This window comes from Enterococcus asini ATCC 700915, from assembly GCF_000407365.1.
In the GTDB taxonomy this organism is placed as follows: Bacteria; Bacillota; Bacilli; order Lactobacillales; family Enterococcaceae; genus Enterococcus_C; species Enterococcus_C asini.
The window spans coordinates 116,614-134,711 of the sequence record NZ_ASVU01000002.1; the positions used below are offsets into that span (position 1 = coordinate 116,614).

Sequence of the window (18,098 nt, forward strand, 5' to 3'; positions counted from 1 at the left end):
GGTGTAATTTCATCCGAACGACTGCAAGCATGCTTGCGAGAGAAGGGTATCTATGCGAATTCCGAAAGAAGGAGAATTTGTAACGATTCAAAGTTACAAACATGATGGCAATTTGCACCGAACGTGGCGGGATACGATGGTTTTAAAGACCAGCGAATACTCGATGATTGGCGTGAACGACCACACTTTGGTCACTGAATCAGATGGCCGCCGTTGGGTGACCCGAGAACCAGCGATTGTCTATTTCCATAAAAAGTGCTGGTTCAATGTAATCGCAATGATCAGAGAAAAGGGCGTTTCGTATTATTGTAACTTGGCCTCCCCCTTTTTACTTGACGAAGAGGCCTTGAAGTATATCGATTACGATCTCGATATCAAGGTTTTTCCTGATGGGGAAAAGCGGCTATTGGATGTGGATGAGTATGAGCTTCATAGTAAGATCATGGATTATCCCCAAGACATTGACTTTATTCTAAAGGAAAATGTCAAGATCCTGGTGGACTGGATCAATAATGGAAAAGGTCCCTTTTCCGAAGGCTATATCGATGTTTGGTATAACCGCTACAAGCAATTGTCTCAACGATAGAAAAAAGTTACCGCTGGCCTAGGCTACGGTAACTTTTTTCTATTTTTGTTTTTTTACGAAGGGGTATTTAAGACAAAGTTAAGCTAAATAAGGTATCATTTATTCATAAACGTAAAGGATTGTGATCGATGATGAAAAGAAAAAAGGCACTGTTGATCCCTTTTGCCGGCGTAATTGCGGCGGTAGTTTTTGTGGGGATGCATTACCAAGAAGAACAGGCGAGCATCGTCACGAGCAGTGAGCAGGTGACTCAGACCAGCACCTCCAGTAGTGAGGAATCCTTGAGTCCCCGGACTACCACCACGGTGAAAATGGTCAAAGTTTACGTAGATCCGGCTCTTTACGATACCGATGTGGAATCGGCGGCGGATTATGTATCTGTACATGAGACCACGGCTAGTGACAGCACCGTCTTAACCAAACTCCATCGGGGGGAATGGGCGACTTGGCTGGCCACAGAGGGTGACTACGTGAAAGTGCGGGCAGACTCTGGCAAAGAAGGTTATATTCCCAAAGACAATGCCCAGATTCAAGAGGTGAGCCAGACTTCTGCTCCTCGGACTTTAAGTGAACTACACATTGTGTTAGATGCCGGTCACGGCGGCATTGACAGTGGGGCCACCAGTCCCGATGAAAGTGTCTATGAAAAAGATCTGACTTTGAAAACCGTCAAAGCCGTGGGAAAATTACTAACAGAAAATGGCGTGCAAGTGACCTATACACGAGATTCCGACGAAATGTTAGATTTGAGCGAAATCGTGGAACTATCGGAAGCGGCGCAACCAGATGTCTTTTTAAGCTTCCACTACGACAATTTTGATACAGATAATGGCTGGCAAGGCTTTACCACCTATCACTACTACCAAGAAGGGGAAGCCCTAGCCGATTTAGTCAGTCAAGATTTGGGTGCAGAAATTGGACTATCCAATAACGGCGTGCGCACGGGTAATTACTATGTGATTCGTGAGAACAATCAGCCGGTTAGCTTGCTTTTGGAGCTAGGCTATTTAAACAGCGATACGGATTTGCCACAGATTACCCAAGAGGACTTTCCAGACAAAGTCGCCCAAGGCATTTTAACTGCCTTGACGAATTATGTAGCACAAAATAATGCATAAAAATGAGCCTCGGGACCTTGTAAGTCTCGAGGCTCATTTTTAAATCAAGCTTTTATGATATTGATATTTGCAAGGTTGGTAGCCTTGCTTCGTGTAAAATTCCCGTAAGTCATTGACGGCCCAGAAATCTAAGGTCAATTGAGGATAGTCATGTTCTTTGGCGAAGGTTTCCCCTTGAGCTAGGAGTGCTTCGGCAATTCCTTGTCCACGTAGATGATTTTTCGTCACAAGACCACTAATGTGTAGGGAACGTTCCAGGCGCACCAAATCATTTTCCCGTACCGGTAGTTCCTCTAGCCAGATAAAACCTACTGGCACCTCGTCTTGAAAAGCCAAGTAAAAATGATGCTCCCCACTAGCCAAAGCTTTGGCCACAATCTCAGAGTAGACGTGATCAGGGACCTTTTTAAACAGGTCGGAGTCCAGCTTGAGATGGTGTTCGTGGAGTTCCTTTAGCAAAGGGACAATCAATGAAGCGTCTTCACAGGCCTTGATTTTCATAGGTAGTCTCCTTTAGAGGGAATAGGGGTGCTGTTTTATAATTCAAAGCCACTGGTATTCGGTGTAGCCGGGGTGAGGGCTTTGGTCATTTCCACGTGTTCGATGCCGGCATCTAAAAAGACGGGACCACGGGCTACGTAGCCACTTTTTTCATAAAATGGGCGAGCGGACAGCTGAGCCCCTAGGGTAATTTGGGTAAACCCTTGCTTTTGGGCAAAGTCTTCGGCGGCTTCTAGTAGGAATTGACCATAGCCTTGGCCGCGAGCGTCTTTTTCCACGGCCATACGCTGGACTTTCACATGAGTAGCATCTATGGGTAACAGTCGGACGGTGGCCTTGGCGACACCCTTTACATAGAGAACAAAATGTACAGAGTAAGCCTCGTTTTCGTCGATTTCTAGAGTTAGAGGGACTTGCTGTTCTTCCACGAAGACGTGGTTACGAATCCGCAGGGCATCTAGATAAATTTCACTCATGGTATCTTTGGTTTGGACGATTTTCATCTTACAATCACTCCTTCTGCTTTAGTATACCCGATAGTGGCTTTTCCCTGCATCAATTGCGAATTCTTTTTGGAAATTTGTGCTTTTTCTGTTATTCATAAGGGAACTTTGGTAAGATTGACCTTATCAAATGAGCGAGGGAGTTTTGCCAATGTTTGAAAAAATAAAAGAATCAAAATTGATGTTTTGGTCTTTTGAATTATTGATTTTGGCCACATTAGTTTTTGTCTCAACCAAAATTGACTTTATCTTTCAACCGGTGGGGACCTTTTTCTCCACTTTGTTCGCCCCGGTTTTGATTGCGGGGTTCTTGTATTACCTCTTAAACCCGATTGTCAATTTGTTGACTCGTCTGACGAAGATGAAGCGCATCTACGGTATTGCCATTGTGCTATTGCTCTTGTTAGGCGTTTTAGTGTGGTTAGTTTTAGCGGTGATTCCAAGTCTGGTTACTCAGCTGGCGTCCTTGGCAGAAAAAACGCCTCAATTTATTCAGGGGATGCAAGAGTGGCTGACAGAGCTTGCGAAAAATCCAGCTTTACAAAATATCGACATTGAAGCACAAATCGACAAGCTGGATATTTCTTATGGGTCCTTGATTCAGAAGTTCTTGTCTGGTTTATCCAGTAGCTTAGGTTCCATCGTAGGCGGAGTCGCTACTACGGCCATGACGGTTATCACGGTACCCTTTGTTTTGTTCTATATGTTAAAGGATGGGCAACGTTTGGTGCCAAATATCCAACGCTTCTTCCCGGAAAAACGTCGGGAACAAATCGTGGAGCTCTTAGGAGATATGAACCATACCTTGTCTAGCTACATCAGCGGTCAAGCCATTGAATGCGTCTTTGTGGCAACTTTTACGTTTATCGGGTATCAGATTATCGGCGTGGAATATGCATTCTTGTTCGGCATGGTCGCAGGGGTTACCAATTTAATCCCTTACCTGGGTCCTTATTTAGGACTTTTGCCGGCGGTTTTGGTGACGGTCTTCAATTCACCGATTAAAGCCTTGCTGTGTTGTGTGGTCGTATTGATCGTGCAACAACTAGACGGCAATATCATCTATCCAAACGTTATCGGCAAGTCCTTGAAGATTCATCCATTGACGATCATCTTAGTCTTAATGGTGGCAGGAAACATCGCTGGGCTACTGGGGATTTTCTTAGGGGTACCATTTTATGCCATTTGCCGGACAATCGTTGTCTTCTTGATTCGCGTGATTCGCAATGATCAAACGAAAAAACTCGAGACGATTAAATAGACGAATATTTCCTAAAACCTCATCCGTTTGGGTGGGGTTTTGATTGCATTGAAAAATGCTTTGTGATACGATTTTTACAGTGGAAATCTTCCACGTTTTTTTCTACCTAATTTTGAACATGAAAGAGAGTGTGTGGCATTATGAATGCTGACCCCGAGAGTCAGTCGCTAATCGCGCAAATATTACTATTAATTGTTTTGACCTTGATCAACGCCTTCTTGGCGGCTTCCGAAATCGCGGTTGTTTCGGTAAACAAAAACCGTGTCGAGCAAAAAGCAGAAGAAGGGGATCCCAAGTCGATTAGACTGTTAAAGGTCTTACACGAGCCCACAAACTTTTTATCCACGATTCAAGTGGGGATTACCTTGGTCAATATCTTGTCCGGGGCATCCTTAGCCGATACCTTGTCTGCCCGGTTGGCACCATTGCTTGGTGGCTCCGCAGCAGCGAAAAGTCTTGCTAGCATTATTGTTTTAGCTATTTTGACCTATGTCTCCATCGTTTTCGGGGAACTCTATCCGAAACGAATTGCCATGAACAAGTCGGAACAAGTAGCCCAGTTTGCTTCTGGTGTCATCAGCGTGATAGGCACCATCGCGAAACCTTTCGTTTGGTTATTATCCGCCTCCACTAGTTTGTTGGCCCGGATTACTCCGATGGAATTCGACGATGAAGATACGAAGATGACCCGAGACGAAATGCGTTACATGTTAGAAACCGAGGGCGTCTTTGAAGACGACGAGTTGGAAATGTTACAAGGGATTTTCTCTTTGGACACCAAGGTGGCCCGAGAAGTCATGGTCCCACGAACCGATGCATTTATGGTGGACGTCAACGATACCGTGGAAGAGATTTTGGCGGAAGTCTTAGCGGAAAACTACTCCCGGATTCCGGTTTACAACGAAGACAAAGACAAAGTCATCGGGGTTTTGCACACGAAGAACTTATTGAAATCGGCTTATAAAGTCGGCTTTGACCAATTGCAAATCATCGATATTTTACAAGAGCCACTCTTCGTACCGGAAACAGTCTTTATTGATGACTTGTTATATGAGTTAAAGAAAACCCAAAACCAAATGGCCATCCTTTTAGACGAGTATGGTGGGGTGGTAGGTCTAGTTACCTTGGAAGACTTATTGGAAGAAATCGTTGGGGAAATCGACGACGAATCCGATGAAGTCGAAACCCTTTATGAAAAAATCAGCGACGAAGAATACATCATTCAAGGCCGGATGTTGATTGAAGAGTTTAATGAGCTCTTTACCACAGGCCTTCATATGAATGATGTGGACACCATGGCAGGGTACTTAATCACTGCTTTAGGGACGATTCCAGATGAAGGGCAACACCTTTCCTACGATATCGACAATCTGACCTTAACCTCTGAAAAAATGGAAGGCTCACGAGTGCTAAAAATTCGCGTGGTTTTCCATACACCGGTGGAACCAGAGACGGTGGTAGAGGAAGAAAAACATCATTTTCGCCGGGAAACTGAAGGGGATGACGCCCCTAAATGAACAGCAGGGTTCTTAACCCGCTTGAGTTTTTGGCGCAAGAAGAAGGAGGCCTAGGCTTCCTTCTTTTTTTTCGGAAAGTTGTCTTAGAGCGCTTTTCCCAAGTTCACAGAGTTCAGGATTCATGCTATACTAGGCTAGTTGAAAATCCTTGGAGGAATCCCAATGTAAAAATTGAGCCTGATTTTTGTATTTAATGATGACAATAGAAATGGAGTTACGCAAATGAACAATCCAAATTTACGTGAAGAAGTCGACATGCGTCGGACTTTTGCGATTATCAGTCACCCGGATGCCGGGAAAACGACGATTACTGAACAACTCTTGCTTTTCGGCGGCGCCATTCGCCAAGCCGGAACCGTTAAAGGGAAAAAGACCGGGAACTTTGCCAAATCCGACTGGATGGAAATCGAGAAACAACGGGGGATTTCCGTAACCAGTTCTGTGATGCAGTTTGATTATGATGGCAAACGGGTAAACATTCTAGATACTCCTGGGCACGAGGACTTCTCAGAAGACACGTACCGGACATTGATGGCGGTGGATAGTGCGGTCATGGTTATCGACAGCGCCAAGGGGATCGAAGCCCAAACGAAGAAACTCTTCCAAGTCGTGAAAAAACGGGGTATTCCGATTTTTACCTTCATTAACAAGTTGGACCGAGATGGTCGGGAACCTTTGGAATTGCTGGAAGAATTAGAAGAACTTTTGGATATCGAGTCTTATCCTATGAATTGGCCCATTGGGATGGGAAAAGGCTTAGAAGGCTTGTATGATATTTACAATAATCGGGTGGAGTTGTATCGTCCGGATAATTACGGCGGCGAGCGCTTTGTGCCTTTAGACGATGCGGGGGATATTCCAGAAAATCATCCGTTAAAAGGCAATAGCCTCTTTAGTGATGTGCAAGAAGAAGTTGAACTGCTAAAAGAAGCCGGAGACAGCTTTAACCGGAAAAAAATCGCTCGTGGGGACCAAACACCGGTCTTCTTCGGTTCGGCTTTGACGAATTTCGGGGTGCAAACCTTCTTAGAAACCTTCTTAGAATTCGCTCCGTCACCTTATGGACACAAAACCATCGACGGCCAAGAAGTCAGCCCCTATGAACAAGATTTCTCCGGATTTGTCTTTAAAATTCAAGCGAATATGAACCCAGCTCACCGGGACCGGATCGCTTTTGTGCGAATCTGTTCGGGAACCTTTGAACGGGGGATGGATGTCTTCTTGGAGCGTACGGGTAAAAAGATGAAATTGGCCAATGTTACTCAGTTTATGGCGGACACGCGAGAAAATATCCAAGAAGCCGTTGCCGGAGACATCATCGGGGTGTACGACACCGGGAACTATCAGATTGGGGATACGATTTACGAAGGCAAGCTAAAAGTCGCTTACGAAGAATTGCCATCCTTTACCCCGGAACTCTTTATGAAAGTCCAAGCGAAAAATGTCATGAAGCAAAAGTCCTTCCACAAAGGCATCTATCAATTGGTGCAAGAAGGAGCGATTCAGTTGTATAAGACCTATCTCACGGAAGAATACATCATCGGCGCCGTGGGTCAGTTGCAGTTTGAAGTCTTCCAATACCGTATGCAAAACGAATACAATGCGGAAGTCATCATGACACCAATGGGCCACAAAATTGCTCGTTGGATCGATCCAAAAGACTTGGACGAGAAGATGAGTTCTAGCCGGAATATCCTAGCCCGGGATCGCTTCGATCAACCACTGTTCTTGTTTGAAAACCAATTTGCCATGCGCTGGTTTAGTGACAAGTATCCCAATGTGGAATTGAAGAGTTTGATGTAAAAATTTAGGACCACTTCTCTTGTTGGAGTGGTCCTTTTTGTTCTGGTTTGACACAAAAATACAGTAGGTGTATTCTCTAGTCGTGTATTAGCATAGGGGGCAATCGATTTCTGATGAAAGTCCGAAAAAATGTGATTGATTTCCTGTGAGAAGAAAGAAGGATGCTAGAATGTCAATGTGTGAAGAAGCGAAAATGGAGATCCATGAACTGTACAATTTGTTATCCCAAAGAGACAAGCAACCTCCAGAACTGCTCGACATTACAGATGTCCTACTGCAAGTGTATAAACGAATGGAAGACGAAAAAAATCCAGCGGCGTTACTCAATCGCTTGGTAAATTATATTCGCAATGCCGCTTTAAAAGGAAAGCTTCATTTTTCGAAAAAAGAGGAAGCGCTGATTATTCAGTTAGGGGTTCATGGGCAAAAGGCAGGCTTAAACGGTATCTATCAAGGGGACTATTCGGATAAAACCCAATTTTATCGTTTTACAGAACCGATGCCTCGTAGGTAATAAGTAAACATAAGACAAAAAAGACACATTACCAGCCTTTAGCAAAGAAAATGATATCAGGTCACAATAAAAAACTTTCTCTAGCCATTTAGTATTAACCGGCTAGAGAAAGTTTTTTTGAAGTTTAGGAGCAATGATTAATTCTGCGATTGATTCCTTTTACGCAAGGTTTCTTTAGTAGACGCAGTGATCAATTCTTTTAAAACTACCAAGTCTACATCTGGTAACTTGTTAATGTAAACACAGCCTAATGATTCCTTATGCTTCCCAAGTTGTGTCAGCAGCTCTTTTCTTTCAGGAAATTTTGGCTCAAGATAAATACTATGACGAGCTTTACGCGGGGCAAAGGCTGCTAAAGGTGCATCCCCTTGTCTAATAGAGTTACTTCTATAGCTGAAACATTGGTTTTGATATCGGAGTTTAGGGGAGGGGAAAGCGTGAATTTTTATGGAATTGAGTATTTAGAATCACGGTAGCGTCAAGAATTATGTGTAAATGGAAAATCCATTCCGTTAATTACAGTTAAATCATTGACTCTAATGTATCCTGAATTTCTTTAAATCCTTTGTGAATCCTGCCTAAAAATTTTTGGTTATATTGATTAAATTGCGACACTAAAAATCTTTCTAAAGAGTCTTCATTTGGAAATTGTTCTTTTCTTCGAGTATACCGTTTTAATTGTTTATTAAATCCTTCGATTAAGTTCGTTGAATAGATGGTTCGTCTGATAGTGGGAGGAAAATTATAAAATGTGACTATGGCAGGATTCAAGAGCAGATTGACAACTCTTGGATACTGCTTTCCCCATTTTTTGACCATAAAGTCCACTTGAGCCAATGCCTCTTCTTTAGACGTTGCTTGGTAAACCGCTTTGAACTCCTCACAAATTTCTTTTCGATCTCGAATACGCACTTTATGTGCGATATTTCTAGATACATGTACACAGCATTGTTGAAATTGTGCATTCGGATACACACTATGGATACTTTCTTCGATACCACTTAAACCATCGGTTACCACTAATAAAACCTCTTCTAACCCACGGTTTTTAAGATCTTGAAGAACCTCTTTCCAAATATACGCGGATTCTGTTGGGGCGATAGTGAACCCAAGAACTTCTTTGGTTCCATCCAATCGGATACCAATCGTAATGTACACGGCTTCTTTTGAAACGGTTTGTCTCTTCAAAGGAATATGTGTCGCATCCATAAAGATAACGGAATAACTGGCTTCTAACGTTCTTTCTTTAAATGCTAAAACGTCTTCAGACACGAGTTTACTCATGTTGGAGATCGTTTGTGGCGTATAGTGATGCCCATACATTTTTTCAATTAATTCGGAAATTTCAGCCATCGTAATGCCTTTTTGAAATAATTGGATAACGGTCGTTTCTAACGAATCATTGGTTCTCTTATATGCTGGGAGTGTTTGTTGAGAAAATTCGCCATTCCGATCTCTAGGAATAGTTAAATTTAGCTCTCCATATTCTGTTTTAAATGTACGTGAATAATTCCCGTTACGGGAATTTCCTGAATTGAATCCATTTCGATCATATTTTTCGTAGTCTAAAAAAGCAGTTAGCTCTGCTTGTAGAAGTGAATTAATCGCTCGTTCTAAATGATCCCGAAATAATTCATCTAAATCGCCTTTATTGAGTAGTGTTTGCATAATTTCTGTAGTAAAATTAGTCATGAGAAAGTCCTCCTATAAAATTTCGGTGTCGTAACTTTAATTTTACAGAATGGACTTTCTCTTTTTCTACCCTAAATTTCTATTTACACAAAATATTTTACGCTATCAGAATCACAGGCGAACTTCAATGACTATATTAAGTATGCCGTAATCTTTGGTTCGCTATTTATTTTAGTGATCGTCTTTGTACGTTATTTGAAACATCGTATTCAAACAAAATATCGAGATTTGAGTATTATTTTTTTATTGATTTTAGTCTTCGCCTTAGGGGTGCAATACTCGGACTATCAGTCCAATCAAGCCAAACAGTCCCAGTCTTCTCAAATGGTAGCCTTCGTTAAGAGTGTTGCCAAAGAACGGTCAGTGGCTCAAGAAGAGATTTTCGTAAACGGCACACAACTGGCTGATGGAGTTATTCTTAAGATTGGAGACGAATACTATCGTGTCAATCTAGCCTTCGACCAAGGATCCTACACTTTAGAGCGGGCTCATTTGCTAAATAAAGAAATTACTGTCACCAAATAGGGGGAAAATGAAATGCAGTTTTACAGTCCGATTATCGTAAAATTTGCTTTGGGAATTATTTGCTTTATCTTTCAAATCAATATACTAGGGAAAGGGAATTTAGCACCGTCTTCCGCTATGGATCAAGTACAAAATTATGTATTAGGCGGCATTATCGGTGGGGTTATTTACAATAATACGATTTCGGTTTTACAATTTGTCCTGGTCTTGATTATTTGGACTTTTTTGGTTTTGATTCTTAAATTTGCCAAAGAGCATAACCGTTATGTTAAAACAATTATTGACGGTCGACCGATTAACTTGATTAAAGATGGGGAGGTGGATATGAAAGAGTGCTTGGCCCATGGAGTTTCTGCCAATGAGCTGATGTTCAAGCTACGAGCAAATGGAATTTACGAGATTGAAAATGTTAAAAGAGCCGTCTTAGAACAAAATGGTCAGCTGACGGTGATTGAAAATGGCGACGAAAATATCCGCTATCCGATTATTGTAGACGGTCAAACAAACTTTGATGTCTTAGAATTGATCAACAAAGATGAGTTGTGGTTAGAACAAAAAATAGTGGAACAAGGATTTGAGAGAATCAATGAGATCTACTTGGGAGAATACATATCTGGTAGACTAAATTTATTCGGCTATAATAATGATTAATATGCTACAAGCAAAACCTCGGAATCTTCTAAAAGATTCCGAGGTTTTGGTTTAGTCTTGATAGGTTTTATGGTAGTGCTCATAGCGCGGCTCTTCCGTGGAGAAATCCCTTGTTGCTAACCACGCTGCCATGTCCTTGCCAAGTTCTTCGGTCATTTCAAAAGAAGCAGTGATTTGCTCCTTAGTAATCCCGTTAACATGAACTCCCGCGGTGATCACACAGGTGCCGGGGAGGACGGGGTTAATCTGCTTTAGGAGAACCTCGCTGAGCACGTCGTCTTTATGGAAGCGTCCGTGATGGCTAGGAAAACGGGTGGTATCACTGCTGGCGTCTTTGCCCAGCCAGGTGATAGTGCCAATATGAGGGGTGTCACCACCGGTTAAAGCAATAAGCAAATCTTTGCCGATAATCGTGACTTCAGCTTTGATGGAGTAGCCCGCTTTGGTTACTTCAAAAACTTTAGTGCTCATGCTTCTGCTCCTTTCCAACGGCCTCCGGTATCATTGGCAATTCCCAGAGCATCCATGATTTTCATGGATTGGTGATTCACTAAATCTTGGATGGTTTCCGGATGATTGTAAAAAGCGGGAATCGGCGGGATCACTTGGACCCCCATGCGGGAGAGCTTGGTCAAGTTTTCTAGATGAATCGTACTTAAGGGAGACTCCCGCGGAACAAGAATCATCTTTCGTTGTTCTTTTAAGGCCACATCCGCAGCTCGGGCAATCAAATTGTCGCTGTAGCCCATGGCGATCGCCGCCACGGTTTTCATACTGGCCGGGGTGATAACCATGGCATCTACCAAGAAAGAACCGCTAGCAATGGCTGCGCCGAGATCGTTAATCGGGTAGTGGTAATCACAAAAAGCATAGAGGTCTTCCAGACTTAGGTTTGCTTCTAGTTTCAAGTTTTGCTTGGCCCAGTTGCTGACCACTACATGAGTTTCCACTTCAGGGTGAGCGTGCAGTTTTTTCAGCAGATCAATGGCATAAATCGTACCGGATGCACCGGTAATGCCAATCACAATTTTCTTTTTCCGAGACATAGAATGTTTCCTCACTTTACTCCTCGATTAGTCGAGGTATTTTTGCCAGTCCGAGACTTCTTTGAATTGTGCTCGGACAAAATGTTCTTTCATATCAAATGGAACGGTGCCGTCTAAAATCGTTTTGGCGCTCATGCCCCGATAGCGAATGACGCCGGGATTGTACGCCGGTAATTCCGAGGGGTCTAGGGGATGATTGCGCATCCCGGGAAGGACGATTACGTCTTTGTCTCCTTGGAAGCGGGTGTTCAAAGTCCACATAACGTCGTTCATATCGAAAATATCCACGTCTTCGTCTACCAAAATCACGGTTTTTAATTCTTTAAAGGCGGAGAGGGCGAGAATCGCCGCTTGTCGCTGAATTCCTTCGTCGGCTTCCGTTTCTTTATGAATTTGCATAATGGTCATAAGCTTGCCGCCTCCAGCTGGCGGATTGTAGACATTGAGCACTTTTCCAGGGATGGCTTTGTCCACCAAGCCGAGAATGCTTGCTTCGGTAGGAATACCGGCCATGGAGACGTGTTCTTCACTAGGCCCAATGGTGGTTTGCATAATCGGACGATCGAAGCGGTGAGTCACGGCTTTGACTTTAACCACGTTGACCGCGGGATTGGCATCTCCCGTATAACCGGGAAATTCCGGCATGGCTTTACCAGTATGGGTGTTGATATCTTCTTGCATGGTTTCATGAGGGAGAATTTCGGCTTCAATGACAAATTCTGCCCGGGCAATGGCCAATTCATCCACTGCGACACCGGGAACCAGTTGCACCGGTTCTTGGCGCAAGGCGCCGGCAACCCACAGTTCATTGTACCCTAATGGGGTGGTTGGGGGCTCAAAGGTTGTCCCAATGGCAATCGCCGGATCCAAACCGATATTTATCGTAATCGGCATGGGTTTATTTAAGGCTTCAAATTGTTTGTGAAAATGCCCGATATGCCGGCCCCCGGGCATGATGTACATGCCAATGGTATCTTTGTCTTCCAAAACCATCCGGTGAATGGTCACGTCACTCATGTTTTTCTCCGGATCAGAGCCTAAGACCACCCCCATGGTGATGTAAGGGCCGGCGTCTTCTTCCGTATTCGTAGGTGCTGGAAGCAGTTTGCGAATATCAAAATCAGCCTCGCTCGCCAAGTGAATGACTTCTTGTACAGGCGCTTCTGCTTGGGTGACTTCCACAGGTTTTACTGGATGTTCCACGGATTGTTGCAAGAGTTTGCCTAATGTGCGGTAGTCGTGATGCAAAATTTTCCCTACTCGTTTGCGACTGGCCATGGTGCCGATAGAAACCCGGGTTCCTGGGAAGCCTTTAATAGTGTTAAAGGTCATAGCGGGACCTTCTTGGGTCGGGCGTTTGACAGTACCTCCAGCACCGATGTAGCGATAGACTCCTGAGAGTTCGGCTTGGGGATCGATTTCAATATCTGTTTCATGGTATTGCCCCGGAAGTTCTTTTAATTCTTCTAGTACTTTGCGTAAATCATACGGTTGTGACATGAATACTTCCTCCTTTAGTTTCGTTGCTTTTATCATAGGAGGAAGAGGAGGCCAGAACAATTCATAATCAATTACTATTTATTCCGTTGTGGAATACTTCGTCACTTTTTAGCGACTTCATGTAAATACTGCCAAAAAAGGCGACTGGCGGTAGAGTGTTGGTTTTTTTGCCGCATAAAGCCTAGCAGACTGACTTCGGTAGGGGTGATGGGCAAAACGGCCACGGAGTCTAACCAGTTTTTTTCGATTGTTTTTTCCATTAAAATACTCACGCCTAATTCATTTGCTACCATATTAAGTAATAAATCAATACGAGCGCTCTGAAAGAGGACCTGAGGCGTGAAGCCCGCTTTTTGGCACAAAGCCAGGGTCGGTTGGTGTAAAAGGGTCTCTTTTTCCAATAAGACGAATTTTTCGTTTTGTAAGTCGGCTAACTGGATTTTTGGCTTGTTTGCCAAAGGATGGGTTTTCGCCACTACGGCTACAAAGCGATCTTCTTCGGTTACAAACAGGTCGTAGTCACGATTTTCAGTATCAAAGGTGCGGGCGAAGATTACATGACTAGGGGAATTCTCCAAAAAAGGCAGTAGCTCGTTGCCTTCTCCTTCCCTTAGTTGCAAGTTGACCTCTGGATGTTCCTTTAAAAAATGAGTGATTAAAGAAAAACCGCGATAGTTGGCCATGGTGGGAATCGTCAAAATGCTTAAGGTCAGCTCTTCTTGGTTGCGTTTTTCGGCCAGCTCATTTTGCAAATGATGGTATTGGGCGATGATGCTCCGGGCATGGGGGAGCAAGATTTCCCCGGCTTGTGTCAAAGTAATTTTCCGATGAGTTCGGTCAAATAAGGGGACTTCCAACTCCTTTTCCAAAGCAAGAATTTGTTTTGAAATGTTACTTTGCGTAGTGAATTGGCGGACCGCAGTTTGGGTGTAGCTCAATGTTTGAGTCAAATCAAGAAAAATTTCTAATTTATGAATATCCATAGGCCCTCCTTCTAATCTATTCCATTCTAGAATATTGTATCACCAAATTTGAATTGCTGAAAAAAAACGCTACTTATACAATGGTTTTGGTGAGTTTTCTCACAGAAATAGAAAAGGAGAGCGAATTTTGTGCCAGTTGGAATTTTAATTAATGTGTTTTCCGTCTTTTTTGGCGGGATAATCGGAGGCTTTGTGGGAGAACGAATTTCCGAAAAGTTTAAACAGGAGATTAATATGGTTTTCGGAGCTTGCTCCATGACCATGGGAATTTATGCTATTGCTCCGATGAAGTATATGCCTGCTGTGATTTTCTCAGTGGTTCTAGGAACTGGCCTGGGCTTGGTTTTCCATTTAGGGGAAAAGATTAATCGAGGTGCTATGTTGATGCAACGTCCCATTGCCAAATTAATTCCCAATGAAAAATTGACTTTAAGTCAAGAAGACTTCGTCAACACCTTGGTGACGGTAATTGTCTTATTTTGTGCTAGCGGCTCCGGCATCTACGGTAGCTTGGATTCGGGGATGACCGGAGATAGCTCGGTCTTGATTGCCAAATCAATTTTGGATTTCTTTACGGCGGCGATTTTTGCCTGTAACTTAGGCTTTGTGGTCTCCGTGATTGCTTTGCCCCAGTTCGTGATTTTCTTTGCGCTTTTTTTAATGGCAAAATTCATTTTTCCTTTAACTACACCAGACATGATTTTGGACTTTAAATCCTGTGGGGGCGTCTTGATGCTAGCCACCGGTTTTCGGATGATTAAAGTGAAGATGTTTCCTACAGCGGACATGATTCCTTCCATGCTCCTAGTCATGCCCATTAGTTGGGCCTGGGTGAACTGGATATTGCCCTTGTTGTAAACGAGTATGAGAGAAAGCCGATTATTTTCATTTCTTTTCATTGAGTGGTATGATGAAATTTGTAAGAACATTATTAATCACGAAGAGGAGTTTGATTATGATTTCAAAAAAAATTCTCAGTCTATCCGCAGTTGCCTTGTTGGCAGTGACTTTAGGCGCATGTAGCAGTGACAATAGTTCAGATAGTTCCGCATCTAGCAGCAGTGCTCCAGCAACTTCCGAAACAGCCGCTAGCTCATCAGCAGACGTGCTTTCTACCGCATCTGTTAGCAGCGACCCAGCTGTCTTAGAAAAAGCATTAAGTGCAGATGGTAACTGGATTGTGGCCGCAACTAGCGATATCACTTTTGACAAAGATGTGACGGTTGCCGGTGAATTCCACAACAAAGGGGACGACACACAGGATATCTACCGTAAATTTGCTTTGTACTCTCAAGATGAAGATCGCAATGTAACGGCAGAATATACCATCAAGGTTCCTCAATTAATCGTTGAATCAGAAGGCTTTAACATTGTTCATGGTACTGTTGACGGTAACATCTTAGTCAAAGCAAACAACTTTGTCCTAGATGGCGCTAAAGTGACCGGTAATGTTACTTTTGAAAAACAAGAGTACAAAGATTCCGCTAAATTAGAAGAAAATGATGCCAAAGTTGAAGGCGAAGTTACCGTTAGCGAGTAATTTTGACGAAAAACGATGGTGACCATTTAAAAAGCGCTAGGAAGATTTTTTTCCTAGCGCTTTTTTGTGGCCCATAAGAGAGCCTTTTAAATAAAGTGCTTTTCTTAAAAAATCTCAGAAAAAAATGGAAAAAACGATTTTTATCAGAGATGAGCAGTCTTTTTTTAGCAGACAATGGGACCTGAATTTCGTAAAAATGACAAGAAAGGTAGTGATTTTTTATGAATTTTGAGCTAAGATTACGTATACAACTAGCTAAAAAAATTCTGATCATGATATTTTCTCTGTTATGAAATTCGATTGGTGTCCTTTGCTAAAGCCAGTCTGATGAAGCCCAATAGGTCCCTTTGCCCCTGCGAAAAGCAAGCGTAAAGCCTGTTGCTTTTTAAAAGTATTTCCCCAGGGAGTATCAGACTAGACCAATAGATGCAAGATGAATTTTTAGCATTTTTTTTATTTTATTTTTTCAATAATGTGCTATCATAATAAAAAAATATGAGAAAGGGAGCTATGCATGCTAGAAGAAATCCTCTTAGATGAACCTGCTAAAGCGAAATCCAAAATTTACAAACATATCTTGGAAATCGATCCCGGTGAATACCCAATCCATTATTTTGAGAAGGTTACGGGGTATTCTCATATCAAGACGGCGAATTTGTTACAAGGCATCAATAAAGAACTAAAAGAGATCGAACCGACCACAGCTCTGCTAAATGCCAAAGACAAGGTGGTCGTGGCCAAACAAATGCCTAGCCATCAACAGTACCAACAATTCCTCTTTGCAAACGGGGTGCCCTATCGCGTACTTTTGGCCTCTTTACTTTATCCTGAGCAAGACTTACGGGATTTTGGGGAGCAGACGGGATTGAGCCAATCTTCCTTAATGCGCCGCTTGAAACCTTTAGTGGAATATTTGAAGACTAAAGACATTCGTCTCAATTGCCTTCAAATGGAAATAACCGGTCGAGAGTCCTTTATTCGCTTGATGTACTTTAATTTCTTTTGGAGTGTAGATTTTGGTACGCGTTTGTATGAGTATTTCGATGAGGTCTGGGGGCGGTCGTTGGATTCCTTTATGGCGCCGGAGGACTTGGTGTATTTAAAATACGTGGAAAAACGGGAATTCAGTATGTACCACGGCCTGAGCTTCTTGCGTACTCGACAAGAATACTATGTGGATGAACCCCAGATTAATCGTTTGAATTACCCGGGGACAAATTATCAGTTTAAAGAAGCGCTAGAAGCAGAAGGCGTGCCGGAAACGTATCGGGAACGAGAAGCAAACTTTATCAATTATATGATTTTCTATTGGCCCCAGTATTTTGCCTACGATGATCCACGTTTGACCATCGTGAAACGGCAATACCGAACGCTGACAAAATCAAAAGAACAAGCGCAATTGGTTGCCAGTCGCATCCAAGAAAAGCTTGCAATCACCAATAAAGCCCAACAAGAATTATTCTTATTGAATTTACAAACGATTTTCGCCCGGTGGCACTTACTAGGCAGCAAAGTACCGCGCAATTTAGACTTTATCATGGAGCGCTTGAAGGGGCACGATCCAGAGTTCAATCAGTTCTTTGAGCAGGTGAATCAAGCCCTGGCTGGGATTGCCACAGATGAGGTAGAGTTGGTAAATGTCTTGACCATCACTTGTCTTAATGCTTATCACAGTGGCACCACAGCAGAAAAACTAAAAGTCGGCATCGTCGGTTTTCCCAACCATTTTCTGCTTTACGCCATGATCAATCGGATTGATTCACTGCCTTTTGTGGAGTTTTCTCTGATGAATACCGCCAGTGAAGAAACTTTTGATGCGGTGATCACTTGCAGCACGGAACTCTTACCGGCAAATGTCAAAGCTTATTGGGTAGTGGAAGGGGTCGCTTCATTTGATGCCATGGAAAACTACTTATTCCAACTCTATAAAGAAAAAAGCAACCGCATTAGCACAGCACTAGTCGAAGTAATGTAAAAAAACTCATTAGGAAACCTGAATTGTCAGGCTGCCTAATGAGTTTTTTTGATTATTTTGTTAGCTTGCAGAAACGTTGGACATGGGTTTTTGAATGGAAATTTCGACCAAGCCATTTTCCCGAATAATAGTGACGAATTCAGGTGCTGGTTTCGTAGTCATTTTTTTGAAGAAGAACGCTTGAATTTCTTGAATCTCTTTGTCTAATAGATTGCGTTTTTTATTGACGATGACAATCTCGTCATGGGTAGGCGCAGCTGTGAAAATCACCGTGGTATTGCCAGCGGTATACACCTTGACCATTTCCGCATCGGTATTTTCAAGCTGGTTTCGCACGAGTCTTGAATGGCTGTTGGTTACATTAATTAATTTCATATCGATTC

Annotated in this window: 19 protein-coding genes; 11 read left to right on the forward strand and 8 right to left on the reverse strand. The window is 42.9% G+C overall.

Translation table 11 applies throughout. The features are described from left to right. Nucleotides 1-52: 52 nt before the first annotated feature. Together ntdP and I579_RS10445 are read left to right on the forward strand one after the other, a co-directional pair. Nucleotides 53-586 carry a nucleoside tri-diphosphate phosphatase gene (ntdP, locus tag I579_RS10440; protein ID WP_010753373.1) on the forward strand — a complete coding sequence of 178 codons (534 nt, stop codon included), beginning with the start codon at nt 53-55 and terminating at the stop codon, nt 584-586. 128 nt (nt 587-714) lie between these two features. After that, entirely contained in the window at nt 715-1,704 is a 990-nt protein-coding gene (locus I579_RS10445; RefSeq protein ID WP_010753374.1) for an N-acetylmuramoyl-L-alanine amidase family protein, read from the forward strand. Nucleotides 1,705-1,743: 39 nt separating this feature from the next. Here the strand turns inward: I579_RS10445 and I579_RS10450 are convergent, their stop codons facing one another. Continuing rightward, nucleotides 1,744-2,205 carry a GNAT family N-acetyltransferase gene (locus I579_RS10450; RefSeq protein ID WP_010753375.1) on the reverse strand — a complete coding sequence of 154 codons (462 nt, stop codon included), beginning with the start codon at nt 2,203-2,205 and terminating at the stop codon, nt 1,744-1,746. A gap of 35 nt (nt 2,206-2,240) precedes the next feature. Beyond that, nucleotides 2,241-2,708, reverse strand: a complete 468-nt coding sequence (locus tag I579_RS10455; RefSeq protein ID WP_010753376.1) for a GNAT family N-acetyltransferase — start codon at nt 2,706-2,708, stop codon at nt 2,241-2,243. 151 nt (nt 2,709-2,859) lie between these two features. Here I579_RS10455 and I579_RS10460 point away from each other — a divergent pair, with 151 nt between their 5' ends. From I579_RS10460 to I579_RS10480, 4 genes are all read left to right on the forward strand, one after another. After that, nucleotides 2,860-3,969, forward strand: a complete 1,110-nt coding sequence (locus I579_RS10460) for an AI-2E family transporter (protein ID WP_010753377.1) — start codon at nt 2,860-2,862, stop codon at nt 3,967-3,969. A gap of 140 nt (nt 3,970-4,109) precedes the next feature. Beyond that, entirely contained in the window at nt 4,110-5,486 is a 1,377-nt protein-coding gene (locus I579_RS10465) for a hemolysin family protein (RefSeq protein ID WP_010753378.1), read from the forward strand. Nucleotides 5,487-5,708: 222 nt separating this feature from the next. Continuing rightward, nucleotides 5,709-7,289 carry a peptide chain release factor 3 gene (locus I579_RS10475; RefSeq protein WP_010753379.1) on the forward strand — a complete coding sequence of 527 codons (1,581 nt, stop codon included), beginning with the start codon at nt 5,709-5,711 and terminating at the stop codon, nt 7,287-7,289. 169 nt (nt 7,290-7,458) lie between these two features. Then, nucleotides 7,459-7,803, forward strand: coding sequence for a bacteriocin immunity protein (locus I579_RS10480; protein ID WP_010753380.1), 345 nt, complete (start codon nt 7,459-7,461; stop codon nt 7,801-7,803). Between the two features lie 522 nt (nt 7,804-8,325). On the opposite strand, the gene I579_RS10485 is transcribed toward I579_RS10480, so the two are convergent. Next, nucleotides 8,326-9,495: an IS256 family transposase gene (locus I579_RS10485; RefSeq protein WP_010752995.1), complete on the reverse strand. Its 1,170-nt coding sequence runs from the start codon at nt 9,493-9,495 to the stop codon at nt 8,326-8,328. 81 nt (nt 9,496-9,576) lie between these two features. Between I579_RS10485 and I579_RS10490 the strand changes: the two genes are divergently transcribed. Both I579_RS10490 and I579_RS10495 read left to right on the forward strand, forming a co-directional pair. After that, a complete protein-coding gene (locus I579_RS10490) occupies nt 9,577-10,020 on the forward strand; it encodes a DUF3290 domain-containing protein (protein ID WP_034810336.1) in 444 nt (147 codons plus the stop codon). 12 nt (nt 10,021-10,032) lie between these two features. Further along, nucleotides 10,033-10,671 (forward strand): DUF421 domain-containing protein, encoded by a 639-nt coding sequence (locus I579_RS10495; RefSeq protein WP_010753382.1) that lies wholly within the window; start codon nt 10,033-10,035, stop codon nt 10,669-10,671. A 51-nt stretch (nt 10,672-10,722) separates the two neighbouring features. On the opposite strand, the gene lpdD is transcribed toward I579_RS10495, so the two are convergent. The 4 genes from lpdD to I579_RS10515 all read right to left on the reverse strand — a co-directional run bounded on the left by lpdD (nt 10,723) and on the right by I579_RS10515 (nt 14,200). Continuing rightward, a complete protein-coding gene (lpdD, locus tag I579_RS10500) occupies nt 10,723-11,142 on the reverse strand; it encodes a prenylated flavin chaperone LpdD (RefSeq protein ID WP_010753383.1) in 420 nt (139 codons plus the stop codon). Next, entirely contained in the window at nt 11,139-11,717 is a 579-nt protein-coding gene (locus tag I579_RS10505; protein ID WP_010753384.1) for a UbiX family flavin prenyltransferase, read from the reverse strand. The genes lpdD and I579_RS10505 overlap by 4 nt, the downstream gene beginning before the upstream one ends. A gap of 27 nt (nt 11,718-11,744) precedes the next feature. Then, on the reverse strand, nt 11,745-13,217 hold the full coding sequence (locus I579_RS10510) for a UbiD family decarboxylase (RefSeq protein ID WP_010753385.1): 1,473 nt from the start codon (nt 13,215-13,217) through the stop codon (nt 11,745-11,747). A gap of 101 nt (nt 13,218-13,318) precedes the next feature. Then, complete coding sequence (locus I579_RS10515) at nt 13,319-14,200, reverse strand: LysR family transcriptional regulator (RefSeq protein ID WP_010753386.1); 882 nt, start codon at nt 14,198-14,200, stop codon at nt 13,319-13,321. 129 nt (nt 14,201-14,329) lie between these two features. On the opposite strand from I579_RS10515, the gene I579_RS10520 reads away from it, so the two are divergent. The 3 genes from I579_RS10520 (at nt 14,330) to I579_RS10530 (ending at nt 17,715) form a co-directional block, all read left to right on the forward strand. Then, nucleotides 14,330-15,058 (forward strand): DUF554 domain-containing protein, encoded by a 729-nt coding sequence (locus I579_RS10520; protein ID WP_010753387.1) that lies wholly within the window; start codon nt 14,330-14,332, stop codon nt 15,056-15,058. A 97-nt stretch (nt 15,059-15,155) separates the two neighbouring features. After that, a complete protein-coding gene (locus I579_RS10525; protein ID WP_010753388.1) occupies nt 15,156-15,740 on the forward strand; it encodes a polymer-forming cytoskeletal protein in 585 nt (194 codons plus the stop codon). 514 nt (nt 15,741-16,254) lie between these two features. After that, complete coding sequence (locus I579_RS10530) at nt 16,255-17,715, forward strand: helix-turn-helix domain-containing protein (RefSeq protein WP_010753389.1); 1,461 nt, start codon at nt 16,255-16,257, stop codon at nt 17,713-17,715. A 60-nt stretch (nt 17,716-17,775) separates the two neighbouring features. Here the strand turns inward: I579_RS10530 and I579_RS10535 are convergent, their stop codons facing one another. Next, nucleotides 17,776-18,090, reverse strand: a complete 315-nt coding sequence (locus tag I579_RS10535; RefSeq protein WP_010753390.1) for a DUF1827 family protein — start codon at nt 18,088-18,090, stop codon at nt 17,776-17,778. Between the last annotated feature and the right edge of the window lie 8 nt (nt 18,091-18,098).